Annotated in this window: 12 protein-coding genes; 11 read left to right on the top strand and 1 reads right to left on the bottom strand. The window is 38.4% G+C overall.

Features of this window, described 5'->3' with window-relative positions; genetic code table 11:
• Positions 1–390 precede the first annotated feature (390 nt).
• From gltB to JYB65_RS09050, 4 genes are all read left to right on the top strand, one after another.
• Positions 391–4,968 carry a glutamate synthase large subunit gene (gene gltB / locus JYB65_RS09035; protein WP_206582340.1) on the top strand — a complete coding sequence of 1,526 codons (4,578 nt, stop codon included), beginning with the start codon at positions 391–393 and terminating at the stop codon, positions 4,966–4,968.
• On the top strand, positions 4,959–6,443 hold the full coding sequence (locus JYB65_RS09040) for a glutamate synthase subunit beta (RefSeq protein ID WP_206582341.1): 1,485 nt from the start codon (positions 4,959–4,961) through the stop codon (positions 6,441–6,443). The genes gltB and JYB65_RS09040 overlap by 10 nt, the downstream gene beginning before the upstream one ends.
• Positions 6,444–6,567: 124 nt before the next feature.
• Complete coding sequence (locus JYB65_RS09045) at positions 6,568–6,747, top strand: hypothetical protein (protein ID WP_206582342.1); 180 nt, start codon at positions 6,568–6,570, stop codon at positions 6,745–6,747.
• Positions 6,748–6,967: 220 nt separating this feature from the next.
• Complete coding sequence (locus tag JYB65_RS09050) at positions 6,968–7,633, top strand: hypothetical protein (protein ID WP_206582343.1); 666 nt, start codon at positions 6,968–6,970, stop codon at positions 7,631–7,633.
• Between the two features lie 43 nt (positions 7,634–7,676).
• On the opposite strand, the gene JYB65_RS09055 is transcribed toward JYB65_RS09050, so the two are convergent.
• The gene (locus tag JYB65_RS09055; protein ID WP_206582344.1) at positions 7,677–8,006 is read right to left on the bottom strand and encodes a winged helix-turn-helix transcriptional regulator; all 330 of its coding nucleotides are present in this window, start codon (positions 8,004–8,006) and stop codon (positions 7,677–7,679) included.
• Between the two features lie 132 nt (positions 8,007–8,138).
• Between JYB65_RS09055 and JYB65_RS09060 the strand changes: the two genes are divergently transcribed.
• From JYB65_RS09060 to JYB65_RS09090, 7 genes are all read left to right on the top strand, one after another.
• The gene (locus JYB65_RS09060; protein WP_206582345.1) at positions 8,139–8,540 is read left to right on the top strand and encodes a pyridoxamine 5'-phosphate oxidase family protein; all 402 of its coding nucleotides are present in this window, start codon (positions 8,139–8,141) and stop codon (positions 8,538–8,540) included.
• A gap of 135 nt (positions 8,541–8,675) precedes the next feature.
• Entirely contained in the window at positions 8,676–9,515 is an 840-nt protein-coding gene (locus tag JYB65_RS09065; protein WP_206582346.1) for an SIR2 family NAD-dependent protein deacylase, read from the top strand.
• Between the two features lie 6 nt (positions 9,516–9,521).
• Positions 9,522–10,346, top strand: coding sequence for a protein-ADP-ribose hydrolase (locus JYB65_RS09070; protein WP_206582347.1), 825 nt, complete (start codon positions 9,522–9,524; stop codon positions 10,344–10,346).
• Between the two features lie 171 nt (positions 10,347–10,517).
• On the top strand, positions 10,518–10,826 hold the full coding sequence (locus JYB65_RS09075) for a hypothetical protein (RefSeq protein ID WP_206582348.1): 309 nt from the start codon (positions 10,518–10,520) through the stop codon (positions 10,824–10,826).
• 229 nt (positions 10,827–11,055) lie between these two features.
• Positions 11,056–13,089: a thioredoxin domain-containing protein gene (locus JYB65_RS09080; RefSeq protein ID WP_206582349.1), complete on the top strand. Its 2,034-nt coding sequence runs from the start codon at positions 11,056–11,058 to the stop codon at positions 13,087–13,089.
• A gap of 158 nt (positions 13,090–13,247) precedes the next feature.
• Positions 13,248–14,810 (top strand): extracellular solute-binding protein, encoded by a 1,563-nt coding sequence (locus JYB65_RS09085; RefSeq protein ID WP_245156644.1) that lies wholly within the window; start codon positions 13,248–13,250, stop codon positions 14,808–14,810.
• A 15-nt stretch (positions 14,811–14,825) separates the two neighbouring features.
• Positions 14,826–17,831 carry an EAL domain-containing protein gene (locus tag JYB65_RS09090; protein WP_206582350.1) on the top strand — a complete coding sequence of 1,002 codons (3,006 nt, stop codon included), beginning with the start codon at positions 14,826–14,828 and terminating at the stop codon, positions 17,829–17,831.
• Positions 17,832–17,834 lie beyond the last annotated feature (3 nt).

Consider the following 17,834-nt stretch of genomic DNA (forward strand, 5'->3'; position numbering starts at 1 on the left):
GTATAGCTTTATTTATAAAAAACAAAAGACGTCTGAACATGTATATACATACTCAGACGCCATTGTCTAATATCTTATGAAGTTTATTTTTACTTAGAAATAAAGGAATAACGATGGTTAATTTAAGAAAAATAATTTGTTTGAAGCTCCGTTGCTTTATAGTGTTTAATCTTAGCGGGCAAATAATCATTTGTCAATAACATTTTTTAATTTTCGGTTAATTGTTTTTTTGAACAAAAAGTATTGACAATAATCTATTGAATTTGTAAAATACAAACATGTTTTAAAACTTATCTGAAAAATTAAAAAATATCAAGGCTAAATACGGTAGCGTAAGAATTATTTTTGAAGAATAGCACTTTGAGAAAAGCGTAAAGGAGGTCGATAAAAATGAGCCAAACAGATCAAGAGAACCCTAAAATGATAGGAAGTTTATATGATAAAAATTTTGAGCATGATAATTGTGGCATAGGAGCAATCGTAAACATCAAGGGGATTAAAACGCATAAAACCGTTTATGATGCCCTTACCATTGTAGAACGTCTTGAGCATAGAGCGGGAAAGGATGCAACGGGAGAGATGGGAGACGGAGTTGGAATACTGACACAAATTCCTCGAGATTTTTTTATAAAAAACGTCAAGAATATTGAATTTTCATCTAGCGGAGACTTTGGCGTAGGAATGTTCTTCTTACCGCAAGATGAGCTTTTGAGAAATCAAGCTAAAAAGCGTTTTGAAGTTATTGTCGAAAAAGAAGGATTAAAATTCTTGGGATGGCGAGAAGTTCCAACTGCAAATAAAGTGCTTGGTAAACAAGCATTGAACTGCAAGCCTGCGATTTACCAGGGATTTGTCGACAAGCCGAGAAATCTTAAGTCGGGAATCGATTTTGACAGAAAATTATATGTAATCAGAAGGATATTTGAAAATAGCAACGATAACGAAAACAACAGCACATATGTCTGTTCCCTTTCCAGCAGAACGATTGTCTATAAAGGAATGTTCCTTGTGAATCAGCTGAGGCTTTTCTATAAAGATTTACAAGATCAAGATTTCATTTCAGCCATTGCCATTGTGCATTCCAGATTTTCAACAAACACCATGCCTTCTTGGGAAAAGTCACACCCGAATCGATATATTGTTCATAATGGAGAAATTAATACCATTCGAGGTAATGTCAATAAAATGTTATCCAGAGAAGAAAATATGTCCTCCGATATATTGGGTGAAGATTTCTATAAAGTTCTTCCGGTAGTTCCTACTTGGGGTTCGGACTCCGCAATGCTGGATAATACGTTAGAATTTATGGTTATGTCAGGAATCGACTTCCCGAAGGCAGTAATGATGTGCATACCGGAACCATGGTGCAATGACAGAACGATGAGTCAAAAGAAGAAAGATTTCTATATTTATCACGGAACGATGATGGAACCTTGGGATGGCCCTGCTTCCATCGTATTTAGTGACGGAGACCTTGTAGGTGCAGTGCTTGACAGAAACGGGCTGCGTCCCTCTCGATATTATGTGACCAAAGACGAAAATTTGATTCTATCTTCTGAAGTGGGCGTACTTGAAATCGCTCCGGAAGAGGTTGAAATGAAGGGCAGGGTTCATCCCGGCAAAATGCTCTTGATCGATACAAAAGCAGGAAAAATTATCAAAGATAAGGAGTTAAAGGAGTATTACTCCGGAAAGCAGCCTTACGGAGAGTGGCTTGAGAATAATTTAATTCATCTGAAAGAATTGCATATCCCAAATCAGAAAGTACCGTTTTACAAAGGAGAACAACTTGCCCGATTGCAGAAGACTTTTGGCTATTCTTATGAGGATGTAAAAAACTATTTGCTGCCGATGGCACTGGATGAAGCAGAACCTACCATTGCAATGGGTGCGGATACACCTCTTGCCGCTTTATCCCAAGCTCATACACCACTCTTTGACTATTTTAAACAATTGTTTGCTCAAGTTACCAATCCGCCGATTGATGCAATCCGAGAAGAGATTATCACTTCGACCTATAGTTACCTTGGCAAAGACGGAAACATTTTAAAGGATAGCCATCAAAACTGCAGATTATTATCTGTTCGGAATCCGATCCTAACCAATACGGACTTTATGAAAATAAAGAATATGAAGGCAGAAGGATTCAAGGTGGCTACCGTACCGATTACATATTATAAAGGCAGCTCCCTTGAAAAGGCGTTGAATAATCTGTTTATTCAAACGGACAGAGCTTTCAAAGACGGGGCGAATATCATTATATTATCGGACAGAGATGTAGATGAATACAGAGTTCCGATCCCTTCATTGCTTGCAGTTTCTGCAGTCCAACAATACCTTGTCAACACCAGAAAGCGCATGTCACTTTCGTTGATCTTAGAAAGTGGAGAACCGAGAGAGGTGCATCATTTTGCAACCTTGTTAGGATACGGCGCAAGTGCAATTAATCCCTATTTAGCGCAGGATACCATCAAACAAATGATAGAGGAGGATTTGCTTGAAAAGGATTATTATGCGGCGGTTGATGATTATACGAATGGCATCTTGCATGGAATTATAAAAATTGCTTCTAAAATGGGCATCTCTACGATACAGTCGTACCAAGGCGCTCAAATTTTTGAAGCGGTCGGAGTCAGTAAGGATGTTATTGACAAATATTTCACCAATACAGTAAGTAGGGTTGGCGGTATTACGTTAAAAGACATTGAAGAGGAAGTTGATGTAAGACATTCCGCGGCTTTTGATCCGCTTGGATTAAACCAAGATTTGAATTTGGAAAGTATGGGCAGTCACAAAGTGAGGAGCGGTAAAGAAGAGCATTTATACAACCCGAAGACCATTCACACGTTGCAAGTAGCTACACGAACAGGAGACTATCAACTATTTAAAGAATACACGAGGATGGTCAATGAGGAGCTTGGGCCGAGTCATTTAAGAGCTTTAATGGATTTTAACTACAAGAATAACCCCATTCCGATTGGACAGGTAGAAAGTGTGGAATCCATCGTAAAAAGGTTTAAAACAGGAGCAATGTCATACGGTTCTATTTCTCAGGAAGCGCATGAAACGATGGCAATCGCAATGAACAAATTGCAAGGAAAATCCAATAGTGGTGAGGGTGGAGAGGCTCCAAGAAGATTTACCATTGGAGCAGATGGGAAAAATCTATGCAGTGCAATCAAACAAGTAGCATCAGGACGTTTTGGTGTTACTTCCGAATATCTAGTGAGTGCAAAAGAAATTCAGATAAAAATAGCACAAGGTGCAAAACCTGGAGAGGGAGGACAACTTCCGGGCGACAAGGTTTATCCTTGGATTGCTAAAACGAGACACTCCACCACAGGAGTGGGACTCATTTCTCCGCCTCCGCACCATGACATTTATTCTATCGAGGATTTGGCTCAACTGATTTATGATTGCAAATGTGCAAATTCAGATGCCAGAATTTCCGTTAAACTTGTATCTGAAGCAGGAGTAGGCACAATTGCAGCAGGTGTCGCTAAAGCAGGAGCACAAGTGATCTTAGTTTCCGGATATGACGGAGGCACGGGGGCAGCTCCGAAAAATTCTGTTTATCATGCAGGACTTCCGTGGGAGTTGGGGCTTGCGGAAGCGCATCAGACGTTATTGATGAACGGGCTCCGAAAAAGTGTGGTATTAGAAACAGATGGAAAACTGATGAGCGGCAGAGAAGTCGCTATTGCGGCGCTACTGGGCGCAGAAGAATTCGGATTTGCTACGGCTCCGCTTGTAACGATGGGATGTGTCATGATGAGGGTTTGCAATTTAGACACTTGTCCTGTCGGCATCGCTACACAGAATCCGAAATTAAGAAAACGATTTGCCGGTAAACCGGAATATGTAATCAATTTTATGCAATTTATTGCAGAGGAACTTCGAGAATATATGGCAAAACTCGGATTCCGAACAATTGATGAGATGGTTGGAAGAACAGATATGTTGAAGGCAAAAGTGGGTTTAAATCTTAAAAAATATCATCGTTTGGATATTGCAAAGATATGGGAAAACGGTATCCCACAGGATAAACTCAATTGTATTCATGTAGCAGAAAATACCTATGACTTTAAACTAAATAAGACCAAGGATATGACGGTACTTTATGAAAGATTGAAGGAATCCATTGCAAAGGGTGAGCCTAAAACAATACAAGTGGAGGTAGACAATCAGGACAGAACCTTTGGTACCATATTAGGTTCTATGCTAACCAGAAAATTTGGACAGAGCTTGGAACAGGATACCTATCGTATCCAATCGAGGGGGTACGGAGGACAGAGTTTCGGGGCTTTCATTCCGAAAGGCTTAACCCTTGAATTAGAGGGAGATAGTAACGATTATTTGGGCAAAGGGTTGTCGGGAGGCATCATTATTGTTTATCCGAATAAAAAATCCACCTTTAAACACGATGAAAATATGATTATCGGAAATGTTGCACTATATGGGGCAACATCCGGTAAAGCCTTTATCAGCGGAGTTGCAGGAGAACGCTTTTGTGTAAGAAATTCCGGTGCGGATGCCGTTGTGGAAGGTGTCGGAGACCATGGCTTGGAATATATGACAGGGGGTCGAGTCGTCATATTGGGGACTACCGGTAATAATCTGGCAGCCGGTATGTCAGGCGGTTTCGCATATGTTCTTGATAAAAACGGGGATTTATATTCGAAATTAAATAAAGAAGTGATTTCTTTGGAGTCAGTGAGCAAAAGTGAAGATGTTCTCGAGTTGAATGAATTAATCAAAGAGCACGTTTTTGCAACAAACTCTATAAAAGGAACTCACATCTTAAATAATTTTACCGAATATCTGCCGAAATTTAAAAAAATCATACCATATGATTATAAAAATATGCTTTCATTGATTCGAAAGTATGAGGAAATCGGAGTGAGCGAAGAACAGGCACTTGTGAAAGCTTTTTATGAAAGTAAAGGAGGGGAACAGGAATGGGCTTAGCAACAGGGTTTTTAAAATATAAAAGACGTACCAGTGAGGCCGCTGAGCCGCTAGAACGAGTGAAGCACTATAATGAATTTCATGTTTCTCTTCTTCAAGAAGAACAAATGGAACAGGCTTCCAGATGCATGGATTGCGGCGTTCCGTTCTGCCAATCGGGGATGGACCTGGGAGGAATGGTGTCAGGCTGTCCGCTGAATAACCTGATTCCCGAATGGAATGATCATGTATTTCACGGAAACTATGAAGAGGCATTAAAGCGTTTATTGAAGACGAATAGTTTCCCGGAATTCACTTCAAGAGTTTGTCCTGCTCCTTGTGAAAAAGCATGTACTTGTTCCTTACATGCGGAAGGTGTTTCTATTAGAGAGAATGAGCTTGCCATTATTGAAAATGGATATGATTATCAGCTGATGCAACCAAGAAGGATTCAGGCAAGATCAACGAAGAGAATCGCGGTAATCGGTTCAGGTCCTGCAGGGTTGGCAGCAGCAGATTTACTAAATTTTAGAGGGCACGCAGTAACGATATTTGAAAAAGAAGATCGCCCAGGAGGGCTTCTCATGTATGGAATCCCGAATATGAAGCTCGAGAAGCATGTGATCAAAAGAAGAGTGGATTTGATGAAGGCAGAAGGCATTGAGTTCAGGCTTGGAGAAGCCATTTTTTCGAAAAAGCAGGCAGATGCATTAATAAAAGAATTTGATGCCGTGGTGCTGGCATGCGGCTGCTCAATACCGAGAGATATCAAGGTGTCGGGAAGAGACGGGAAAGGCATTGTTTTTGCTGTAGACTTTTTAAAGTCCACTACAAAATCCTTGCTTGACAATCAATTGAAAGAGGGGAGTTATATTTCGGCAAAAGGGAAAAATGTCCTTGTTATCGGTGGCGGGGACACAGGGAATGATTGTGTGGCAACAAGCATAAGGCATGGTGCAAAAAGTATATTGCAGCTGGAAATGATGCCCATACTTCCGACGCACAGGGTAGAAAATAACCCGTGGCCCCAATGGCCTAAAGTCTTAAAAACTGATTACGGACAGCAGGAAGCCATTGCTGTATTCGGGAAAGATCCCAGGGAGTTTCAAACAACAGTGAAAGAATTCATCTTAGATCAGAATGGACAGGTTAGGCAAGCGATTCTTGTAAAATTGGAATATGGTAAAGATGAGAAAAGCGGAAAGTCAGTTGTGAAAGAGATTCAGAAATCAGAAAAGACTGTTCAGACAGATTTGGTTTTACTTGCAGCAGGGTTTATAGGAAGCGATGAGCATGTGGCAAAAGCCTTCGGTGTGGAACTGGACGATAAGGGTACTGTAACAACGTTGGGGGAACATTATAAAACAAGTAAAGAGAAGGTATTTGTTGCAGGAGATATGCGCAGGGGACAATCCTTAGTAGTATGGGGTATTAGGGAAGGTCGTGAAGCGGCTAGAGAAGTAGATGCGTATCTTATGGGTTACACGAATTTATAGATGTCACAAATTGCCAAAAAATGTTGGAATAAGATGCCTGAAAATACTCGGTTTTTCGGTCGGCGATAAAAAGTTTGAGAAGAGTGCATAATAAGTAAAAGAGAGCAGATTGGAGATGAGTAATTTGAAAAGCAGAATAATCATTTACATTTCGATTTTCGGGTTTTTAGCCGCTATTATTTTATCGAACATTAAAGAAATTCAAAATAATGAATATGTCGATGGAGGGATGCAACAGGTTAATGGTCAATTAGAAGAGGATGAGGCAACTGACCTATTTAAGTATCTTCCGGTTGACTGGTAGGCCGAACCAATGGATCATCGAATCAGATCGAGCATTTCTTTAATTTTCTTGACGTGCTTGAAAGAATTTGTATAATACAAATAAGGGTAAGAGCCGCTTTTATTAAGCCCTTACCCTTCGCTATTTCTATACCTTTTTTATTCCCTGAAGATGAAGCATAACTGAAAGGAATCGCTGCCTTTTATAAGTTTATATTAAAGAATGAAGGAGAACTTATCATATGATTATTTTCATAAGATTACTGGTTATTATAAGTGCCTATTTAATGTTCTTAACTCCTATTTTAACTGTATGCACATCTTTGAAAGTTACTATCCTAATTCAATCTTTTGCGGTTATTTTATTATCAAATTATTTAGCCTATGTAAAAGATGTAAAAAGTATAAATATAAATAAGAATAGATGTGAGAAGATTATATTAAATTTAATTATAATTATTTTTACTTTTATTGCATATCGTTATTCTAATATTATAGGACTAAGTTATATTTTCGGGATATATGGTTCTATTTTAGTATTAATTCCATTCTATTTATTCTCAAAAGATAAGAAGGTTGTTATTCCCAATAATATAAGTTTAAAGATTTTTAATGTGATATGGGCTGGACTTATAATAAATTTTATAGGGTATCCATATATGAAATTAAATTTTATAAACGTTGAAAACAATGGAGCAATTCCAGTCGTATCTTTTATTAATCGTGACAATAATTTTATTTTAATTAGCATTTTGTATGTGTGCATTGTATTTGTTCAAATTTTAATAGATAGAAAAAGTATAAGTATTAAAAAATATATGAACGATATTATTTTTTATCAATATTGTATTGGCATTTTAATGTTTTTGATTCCTACGCTGCATTTAATATATATAGGCGTATTATAATATAACCTGAATTGTCAACAGCACAAATTCAGTTTTTATGCATTTATACTTGTCCCGTATATTTCTTTTTATATTCAGTCCCCCACACTGTCATGGCATCTAAAACCGGTTTTAGACTATACCCTGTTTCAGTTAAAGTGTACTCCACTCTAGGAGGAACTTCGGCATACACTTTTCTTGTCAGTAAATCGCATTCTTCCATTGAACGGAGATTTGCAGTTAATACTTTTTGTGTAATACTCCCAATCGACTTTTTTAATTCTCCAAATCTTTTGGTGCCATCTAATAAATCTCTTAAAATTAAAACCTTCCAACGGTCGCTGATTAACATGAGTGTTGTTTCAACCGGACAAGCAGGTAATTCTTTTTGCATATAACCCACACTTCCTCCAATAGTATCCTATTGGTAACTACGGCACAAAAAAGTGCTTACTTTACTAAATATACTTTTAAAACTAATATAAGGTTAAACAAAATAAATGTCAAGATGGCAGGAGGATACAAAATGAAAGAAGTAGTGAAATTTTTAAATGAAAATCCGGTACAGTATTTAGCAAGCATTGGACTGGATGGTAAAGCGAAATGCAGACCTTTTATGTTTGCCGTTGCACAGGACGGAAAACTTTGGTTTTGCACCAATACCCAAAAGCAAGTTTATAAAGAAATGATAGTAAATCCAAATGTAGAACTATCCATATCAAGCCCTACTTACGCGTGGATACGCTTAAACGGAAAGGTTGTTTTTGAAAATAATATGGATATCAAAGAAGCTTGTATGCTGAATCCTATCGTAAAGGGACAGTATAACGAGGCCTCCAATCCTATATTTGAAGTATTCTATTTAGAAGGGGCAAAAGCAACCATTGCAGATTTTTCAGGGAATCCGCCTCAAGAATACAATCTTTAGTCATTTGATTAGGGCAATATCATAACAAGAAGTTTAATGCCGGAGTCCTATAATGACTCCGGTATTTTCACTTTGGCGATGAGATGGCATTTATACACGCAAGGGACTATTGAAAACATTAGAAAAGGGAGAAACATGAACAACAAAAAAATTGAACAAATTACAAAATATATAAAGGATGCAGAGGCGATTGTTATAGGAGCCGGTTCAGGACTTTCCACTGCGGCAGGATTAACGTATTGCGGAAAACGGTTCGAAGATTATTTTAGTGAATTTATAGAACGATATGGGATGGAGGATATGTATTCTGCTGGATTTTATCCATTTCAAACCCAAGAAGAAAAATGGGCCTATTGGAGCAGGCACATTTACTATAATCGCTATGATATTCAAGAAGGAAAAGTTTATATGGATTTATATCAGTTGGTCAAGGAAGGAAATCACTTTGTACTTACAACCAATGTGGATCATCAGTTTTGGCTTGCGGGATTTGATGATGAAAAAATATTTGCTACACAGGGAGACTACGGACTTTTTCAATGTAAACGGGCTTGCCATAAAAAATTGTATGATAACGAGATTCAGGTTAGGAAAATGATTGAGAAGCAGAAAGATTGCAAGATTCCAAGAGAACTTATACCCAAATGCCCTAAGTGCGGTGGAAATATGGAAGTAAATTTGCGAAGTGATTCATATTTTGTAGAAAATGAAAAATGGAATCAGGCCAATAGGCGATATCAGAAGTTCTTACATTACAACCAGGCCAAAAGAATACTTTTTCTTGAGTTAGGTGTTGGGATGAATACGCCGATGGTTATCAAATACCCGTTTTGGCAAATGACATACCGCATGAAAAATGCGAAATATGTGTGTGTTAATTTAGATGAAGCAAATGTTCTGAATGACATCGCTGAGAAATCTATTTGCATAAATGCAGACATTGCAGACGTTGTGGAAGAGTTGGTTGGGAGGTAACTGGAAATGTTGAAAAACCAGGAGGAAAGATTAGAATATTTAATCGATGAGCTTTGCCTTGAATCATCAGCCTGTAAGCACCTAGAAGAAATGCGCTCAGAGCCAGAAAAACTATTAAGGTCTTTAATGAATATTAGAACGTCGAAACCAATTTCGGAGAAGTTCCTGAAAATACAAGATAGGTATCTAAAATGTGCAGCTGAAGAAAAAGGCATTGTGACTTTGAGTGAAATTCCTACAATTCAAGAGTTCTATAATTCAAATATAGAATTTGCAGATAGAATTTCATTGTGGAAGGGGGATATTACGAGACTCCATGTGGACGCTATTGTAAATGCCGCTAATTCTCAGATGTTAGGTTGCTTTATTCCTTGCCATAAATGCATTGACAACGCAATTCACTCCGCAGCAGGAATTCAGCTTCGTGATGCTTGCCATCAATATATGACGGAGAAACGAAAAGAAGATCCCACCTATGAAGAACCAACAGGAAGTGCTGTTATCACGGAAGGGTTTAATTTGCCCTCAAAATATGTGATCCATACAGTTGGACCGATTGTATCGTGGCATTTGACAGAAGATCTAAAACAAGATTTAATGCATTGTTATGAATCTTGCTTAAAGGTTGCCCTTGAAAATAATATTAAAAGTATCGCCTTTTGTTGTATTTCAACTGGTGAATTTCACTTTCCAAGCGATGAAGCGGCAATAATTGCAATAAAATCGGTTCAGTCATTTTTAGAGAAAGATCCTGACAAAATTGAAAGGATTATTTTTAACGTGTTTAAAGACCAAGATTTAGAAATTTATAAAGGATTGCTCTGTAAGTAAAAAGGATTAAAAAGTAGCGGAAGTTACTATTGTGGTATGATAAAATGAAAATCATCTACATATTTTATTAAGAGGTATGCAAATAATTTCAGAAAGAAAGATCGACATTTTAAAGAAAAATATAATCATTGGGTAGGATATAGAATATCCTATTGCACATGGAAATGGGCTATGTTTATTGAAGTTGATAAGAAGAATTTGAAAGAGGATATGAAAAAAATGATAAATTTAAGTTTCCATGAATCTCTAATAACAGAAAAAATAGAAGAAGCTTTAATCGTTGGAATGAGTCGAGAAAAACTAATGGCAATCAGCCGAGAGGCTAGTTTATTAGCATATAAAATAACAATTGAAGTTTCAGATTCGCGAATCGCTGTTCAGGATGGGCTAATTCTAGAAGATACGATAAATGAAGAAATTTTGTATAAGGTAGATACGATAACAATAGATTGGGTATCAAGTCAAAGGGTGTGGCGCTAATAAATAGAAGAGCACAAATGGTAGAGAGAATTCTTCCAGACTTTGCAAATATATGCTCCTTAAATTTCTGGACAACTATAATTGCTAATATTAAAATTGCAAAAGAATAAATAAAATGCAAAATTTATTTTTCTATATCTCAAAGATTAGGAAACTCCTAATCTTTTTTATTACTTTCCAACAAAGCGGGTACAATAATTAAATATAAGAAAATAAAGGAAGTGATGCTATGCCTAACAATATAAAATCAAATCAATTAATAAATGAAAAATCTCCTTACCTTCTTCAGCACGCCCACAATCCTGTCAACTGGTACCCGTGGGGAGAAGAAGCTTTTAAAAAGGCAAAATCAGAAGAAAAACCAATCTTCTTAAGTATCGGTTATTCCACCTGTCATTGGTGCCATGTGATGGCCCATGAGTCTTTTGAGGATCATGAGGTAGCGGAGGTGCTTAATAATAACTTTGTATGCATCAAAGTAGACCGGGAAGAACGTCCGGACGTGGACTCCGTGTATATGACCGTTTGTCAGGCTTTGACAGGATCGGGAGGCTGGCCGCTGACGATTGTGATGACGCCGGAGCAAAAGCCGTTTTGGGCAGGGACCTATTTGCCTAAACGGTCCCAATACGGTCATGTAGGGCTGCTTGAACTGTTGGATGCGATTATACAGCAATGGGAAGTAAACCGTAAAAGATTGATAGAATCCGGAGATGAGATTATAACAGCTTTGGAAAAACACAGAGAATCAAGGAAAGACAGAGTAGAACCGACAAAAGAGCTTATCGATAATGGTGTTACTTTATTCCGTCATGTGTATGATAAGCAATGGGGTGGGTTTGGACCGGCTCCTAAATTCCCGACTCCTCATAATTTGCTTTTTCTTCTGCGCTATGCTTTCTTGGAAAAAAATCAAGCGGTGCAAGGTATCGTGACGCATACCTTAGATCAAATGTTTAAAGGTGGCATGTTTGATCATATCGGGGGCGGATTTTCTCGTTACTCAACGGATGAAAAGTGGCTGGTTCCTCATTTTGAAAAGATGCTTTACGATAATGCACTGCTTGCTTATGTTTATGCAGAGGCGTATCAGTTTACCGGCAAATCTCTTTACCGTGAAGTAGCAAAGAGAACCTTAGATTATGTATTGCGTGAGCTAACAGATGAAGAGGGCGGATTCTACTGCGGACAAGATGCAGACAGCGAAGGCGTAGAAGGGAAGTATTATGTTTTCACACCGGAAGAAATTAAACAGGTAGTGGGAGACACAGACGGCGAACTCTTCTGCAAATGGTATGCTGTAACGGAACGCGGTAATTTTGAAGGCAAAAGTATTCCCAATCTGATTGAAAATCCGAACTATGAAGGGAAAATTGAAGACATCGAGCAGATCAGCCGAAAACTTTATGAATATCGGCTCCATCGTACGGTTTTGCATAAAGATGATAAAGTATTGACTTCGTGGAATGCTTTGATGATAGCTGCTCTGGCAAAAGCAAGTATATTGCTGGAGGATCCCGTGTATTTAGAGGCCGCTCAACAAGCACAGACTTTTATTGCAAAGAATTTAACGGATGAAGAGGGACGCTTGTATATTCGCTGGCGAGAGGGGCAAACCGCGCATACGGGACAATTGGATGACTATGCTTTTTATGCCTTTGCACTAATCGAATTGTATAAAAATACTTTTTGTGTGGATTATTTACAGGAAGCCATCCGTGCAGCAGAACAGATCATGTCTTTGTTCTTTGATGAGGGCGAAGGAGGCTGTTACCTATACGCCGCCGATAGCGAACAGCTGATCAGCAGACCAAAAGAAGTGTATGACGGTGCTTTGCCTTCCGGTAATTCGATAGCGACCTTGGTATTTGATGATCTGGCAAAGTATACAGGTGAAATCAAGTGGAAGGAAGCTAGAGACAAGCAGCTTGAATTCATTTCGGGAGAAGTAAAAGCGAATCCGCTTGGGCATAGTGTATCCATGATTGCCTTAATGGGTGTTTTCTATCCTTCTCAGGAATTGGTTTGTGTCCAATCTCAAGCTGAGGTGCCTAGTGAATGGACGAATTCGCTCAAAACCTATCGTCCCAATCTTACGGTACTTGTAAAAAATGCCGAGAACCGAGATAAACTGGAAAAACTGGCGCCTTTTACGGCTTCTTATCCGATTCCGCAGCAAGGTTCACAATATTATTTATGTGAAAACGGAAGCTGCCTATCACCGGTTAGCACGTTAGAAGAATTAGAAATAGAAAAATTCTAAGGAGCATATCATAAAAATATAAATGAGAAAATTGATATCATTTCTCCATTTATAAAAATTAAATAAAAGAAAATTAAAAATACGCATAACCAATCAAGGAAAATTTTGAAAGGGTGATGCGTCTTTTTTTGCGGAATTGTTAGAAAATTAGGTGATTGATGTATTATACAAGTGACTTATGTCCTATTTGGGTGTATAATATTTTGGTAAATATTGCTTGGAATAAGATGGAAGGAGGCATTGAAAGTACCATGATGCTGAATAGAAGAATAACACTTCTTACTATATCGATAATGATATTGATATTTCTGGTCCTTTTAAGCGGCTGTGACAAACAGGGGAAATCGGAACTTTTAGATGCAGAAAATCCAGTAACTATAACCGTATGGCATTATTATAATGGGGAGCAGCAGAAAGCTTTTGACGAAATGGTAAGTGAATTCAATGAGACCGATGGGCTTGAGAAGGGAATTGTAGTCGGCTCTCATGCTTATGGAGGTGTTGACGACTTGCAGGATGCCGTTTTGAATGCAGTGCATAAGAATGTAGGCGCGGCGGATGTACCCAATATTTTCTCCGCTTATGCAGATACGGCTTATGCAATAGATAAGCTCGGGTATGTGGTAGATATCAGCAAGTATATGACGCAGGACGAATTATCGAACTATATTGATGGGTATATGGAAGAAGGAAAGTTTGGAAAAGACGGTGAAATAAAAATTTTTCCGGTGGCAAAGGCTACGGAAGTGTTTGCATTAAATAAAACCGATTGGGATAAATTTTCTGCGGCAACCGGAGAAACCGATAGAGCCTTAGGAACGATAGAAGGAATCACTGAAGTTGCAGAAAAATATTATAAATGGACGGATAGTCTCACACCCAATACGAAAAACGATGGAAAAGCCTTCTTTGGGCGGGATGCATTGGCGAACTATTTTATTATAGGATACAGGCAACTGGGACAAGAGCTATTTACCAGCAAAGACGGGAAAACCATCCTGAATTTAGATGAGCGAATTGCTAAAAAGCTTTGGGATAATTATTATATTCCTTACATAAAAGGATACTTTACTTCGAATGGAAGATATCGCAGCGACGATGTAAAAACGGGGGAGATTATAGCCTATGTCGGTTCGACGGCCAGTGTGACCTATTTCCCAAGGGAGGTTATTGTAAATGATGAAGTCAGCTATCCGATAGAGGTGGCTTTTTATCCATCACCGAAATTTGCTGGAGGAGAGGATTATGCCGTTCAGCAAGGAGCCGGAATGGTGATAACCAATGGGAAGGAAAAAGAGACCTATGCTTCCATTGAGTTTTTAAAGTGGTTCACCCAGAAGGAAAGAAATCTTCACTTCGCCATTAACGCCGGGTATTTACCGGTGACTTATGAGGCAAATGATGAAGCGTTTGCTGAACAGGCGATTAAAGGAAGCGGAGAAAGTGAAAAACTCCGAAAATTGACCGAAGTGGGCATGAAGACTGTGAATAGCAACAAGCTGTATACGATAAAGGTTTTTGAAAAAGCAAATGATGCCAGGAAAATTCTCGAATATTCTATGTCCGATAAAGCAAAAGCAGATCGTGCGAAAGTGCTGGAGAAAATCAATAACGGCATATCGTTAGACACAGCGGTTAAAGAATATTCGGATGATAGAAATTTTGAAAATTGGTATTTCGAATTAAAGAGTGAACTTGAAGAGTGTGTCGATAATGAATAATAGAGAGTAGCCGGAATGATGATAAAGATAAAGAAAAATTCTATAATGACCAAAATACTGTTGCCTATGACTGTCATTATTCTGATTCAATTAGCGGTATTAACCGGAATTATTTATTCGGGAGGGGTTATAGAACAGCTGAAGAGAAGCTCATATGATGTTCTTAGTGAACGAGTGGAAGCACGAACGGGGTATTTGGAGAATGATATGAATTCCAGATGGTCTGACGTTGAACTGACTGTTAATACTGTGAACCAAACGTTAAAAACTCTGCTTTCAGAAGGGATAATCGATTTCGATTCATTAGATAATGATCCGGAAGAATATAATGCATTTCTGGAGGCAGTATCCAATGATATGATTTTATTGATGAGAAGAAATTCCGTTACAGGTACTTTTATTGTATTAAACACGCAGGATTTAGATAAAGGTGAGAAGCAGAATAAACCGGGGTTATATATACGTGATTTGGATCCATCCGCTACGCCTTCTGTCATGAACACGGATTTAATGCTGGAGAGAGCGCCTACCGCGTTGACTAAAAAACTGGACATTTCGTTAGACAGCAGTTGGCGTCCGCAGTTTGAATTTTTAAAGAACAATGTCTCCTATTATCCTTTTTTCTATGAGCCGTTTCAGGCGGCCATAAAAAGCCCGGGCATTGGCTATAAAGATTTAGGGTATTGGAGCCATACCTATACATTGTGTGGGGATAATCGAGGCGCGATCGCCTATTCTGTACCGTTGATTTACGATGATGGTACGGTATACGGCGTGCTGGGGATTGAGATTAGTATCGACTTTTTAGCAAAGCAATTGCCTTATGATGAAATTATTCATGATAAAAAAGGAAGCTATGTGCTTGGAATAACAGATACGCATTATCTCGGTTATAATAATGTGCTTTGCAGCGGAACATTGCTGTCTCGTCTGAAACTGGATAACATAAAATTGACGGCAGACGATACGAACACGATGAACTATATTGATATAAAAAATAGTAAGTTTCATGAACGGCAGTACTATTACTCCAAAACCTTGGATTTATACAATAGCAATGTTTATTTTGCCCGTGATAATTGGACTTTAACTGCTTTTGTCAAAGAAAACGACTTGTTTGAATTTGCCGATAAGATAAGCCGTTTATTATACATTGCCATTATAGCAACCGTTGTCGCCGGCATGTGCGGGGTTCTTGTCATCAGCTATAATGTAACAAAACCAATTTCAAAATTGGTGGATCACGTTAAGAATAGCAAGCCGGATGGGAACTTTGCACTGGAACCGACACAAATTTATGAAATTGATCGTTTAGCAGATGCCATTGAACGGTTAAGCGTAGATCTTATGGAGGACTCCACAAAGTTTGCAACTATCATTGAGATGGCCAGCAGCAAAATCGGCGGTTTTGAAATCTGGGATGATCGAGAAACCATCTTTATCACCGACCGATTCTTTGAAGTGTTTAATTTAAATGGAATTGATACAAGGATTCTAAATAAAACTTCTTTCCTTGAAATTCTTTCAGCGCTCGAGCAATATATTGAGCCGGAGGAAAACCGGGAAGGAGAATATTTGTTTAAAATTCCGGTGGAGGAGGAAGAGTCGTACAGATGGGTAAGCATGAAATACGCAAACCAATGGAATAAGTGGATTGGGCTTGCGGAAGACGTGACCGAATCCATGATGCAGCTCAAAATGATGCAACATGAGAGAGATTATGATTATTTGACCGATATCGTCAATCGAAGAGCATTTTATCGAATCATCAACAGACTGTTTGAATCGAATAGAAGTGAACTGAAAGTGGCCGCTTTGGTCATGGTGGATTTAGATAATCTCAAGAGGATCAATGATACCTTTGGACACGCTTATGGAGATACTTACATTCAGAAAGCGGTGGAATGTATGAAAAAAGCGAATCCAAAGGAAACGATCATTGCCCGAATTTCAGGAGATGAATTTTTTATTTTTTATTATGGATATGACAGCAAAGACGAGATTCGCCGTTTAATTGCCAAAATGCAAAGCACGATGAGCAATAATAAAATTATATTGCCGGATGCCACCTCCTGCGAAGTATGTGTTTCAGGAGGAGTAGCTTGGTATCCTTATGACTGTGAGGAATATGAAAAGTTGATACGATATGCCGATTTTGCTATGTATACTGCAAAGAGTCAGCATAAAGGAACAATAAAGGAATTCAATTTAACTCGTTTCCAAAAGGAAGAAACCATTCTTTTGGGTAAAAAAGAACTCAATACGATTATCGAAAAACAGCTGATTATTTATCATTTTCAACCGATTATTGATGCTCAAACAGGAGAAGTCTTCGCTTATGAGGCACTGATGCGATCCAACATGGAGATATTGCGTACGCCATACGACATTTTGACATTGGCCAGGAAAGAATTTAAGCTCCGTGAAATCGAACGGCTGACATTATTCAAGGCAATGGAGGCATTCTGCGGACATATGAGGGCCGGACGGATTCACAAAGACTGCAAGGTTTTTATTAACTCCATTCCGAACCAACTGCTGACATTGGAAGAGATAACAAGTTTCGAGTCAATTTATCGAGAGTATCTTCATTTAATTGTGCCGGAAATGACCGAAGAGGAACGCGTTGTTGACAAGCTGAAAACGGCTAAATTAAACGAAGTAAAAAACTGGAGCGGGGAAATCGCAATTGACGACTTTGGCTCCGGGTATAATAGCCAAGCCTTGCTTTTAAGTCTTTCTCCGAAATATGTAAAAATTGACATGGAAATTATTCATGATATTCACAAGGATTTAAATAAAGAAAAAATCGTAGAAAGTTTGATTTCCTATGCCCATGAGCGGGGTATTTTGGTAGTAGCGGAAGGGTTAGAATGTGAAGAGGAAGTGGAAAAGGTCATCAGTATGGGAATTGACCTGCTGCAAGGATATTATTGCGGGAGACCGAGTATAGACATAACAAATATTAATGTAAACTTAAAGAACAAGATAGCGAGTTTGCATCATACGTGCTTTAACTGAGGA

The sequence above is a fragment of the Clostridium aminobutyricum genome, assembly GCF_017255415.1.
Classification (GTDB): domain Bacteria; phylum Bacillota; class Clostridia; order Peptostreptococcales; family Anaerovoracaceae; genus Aminipila; species Aminipila aminobutyrica.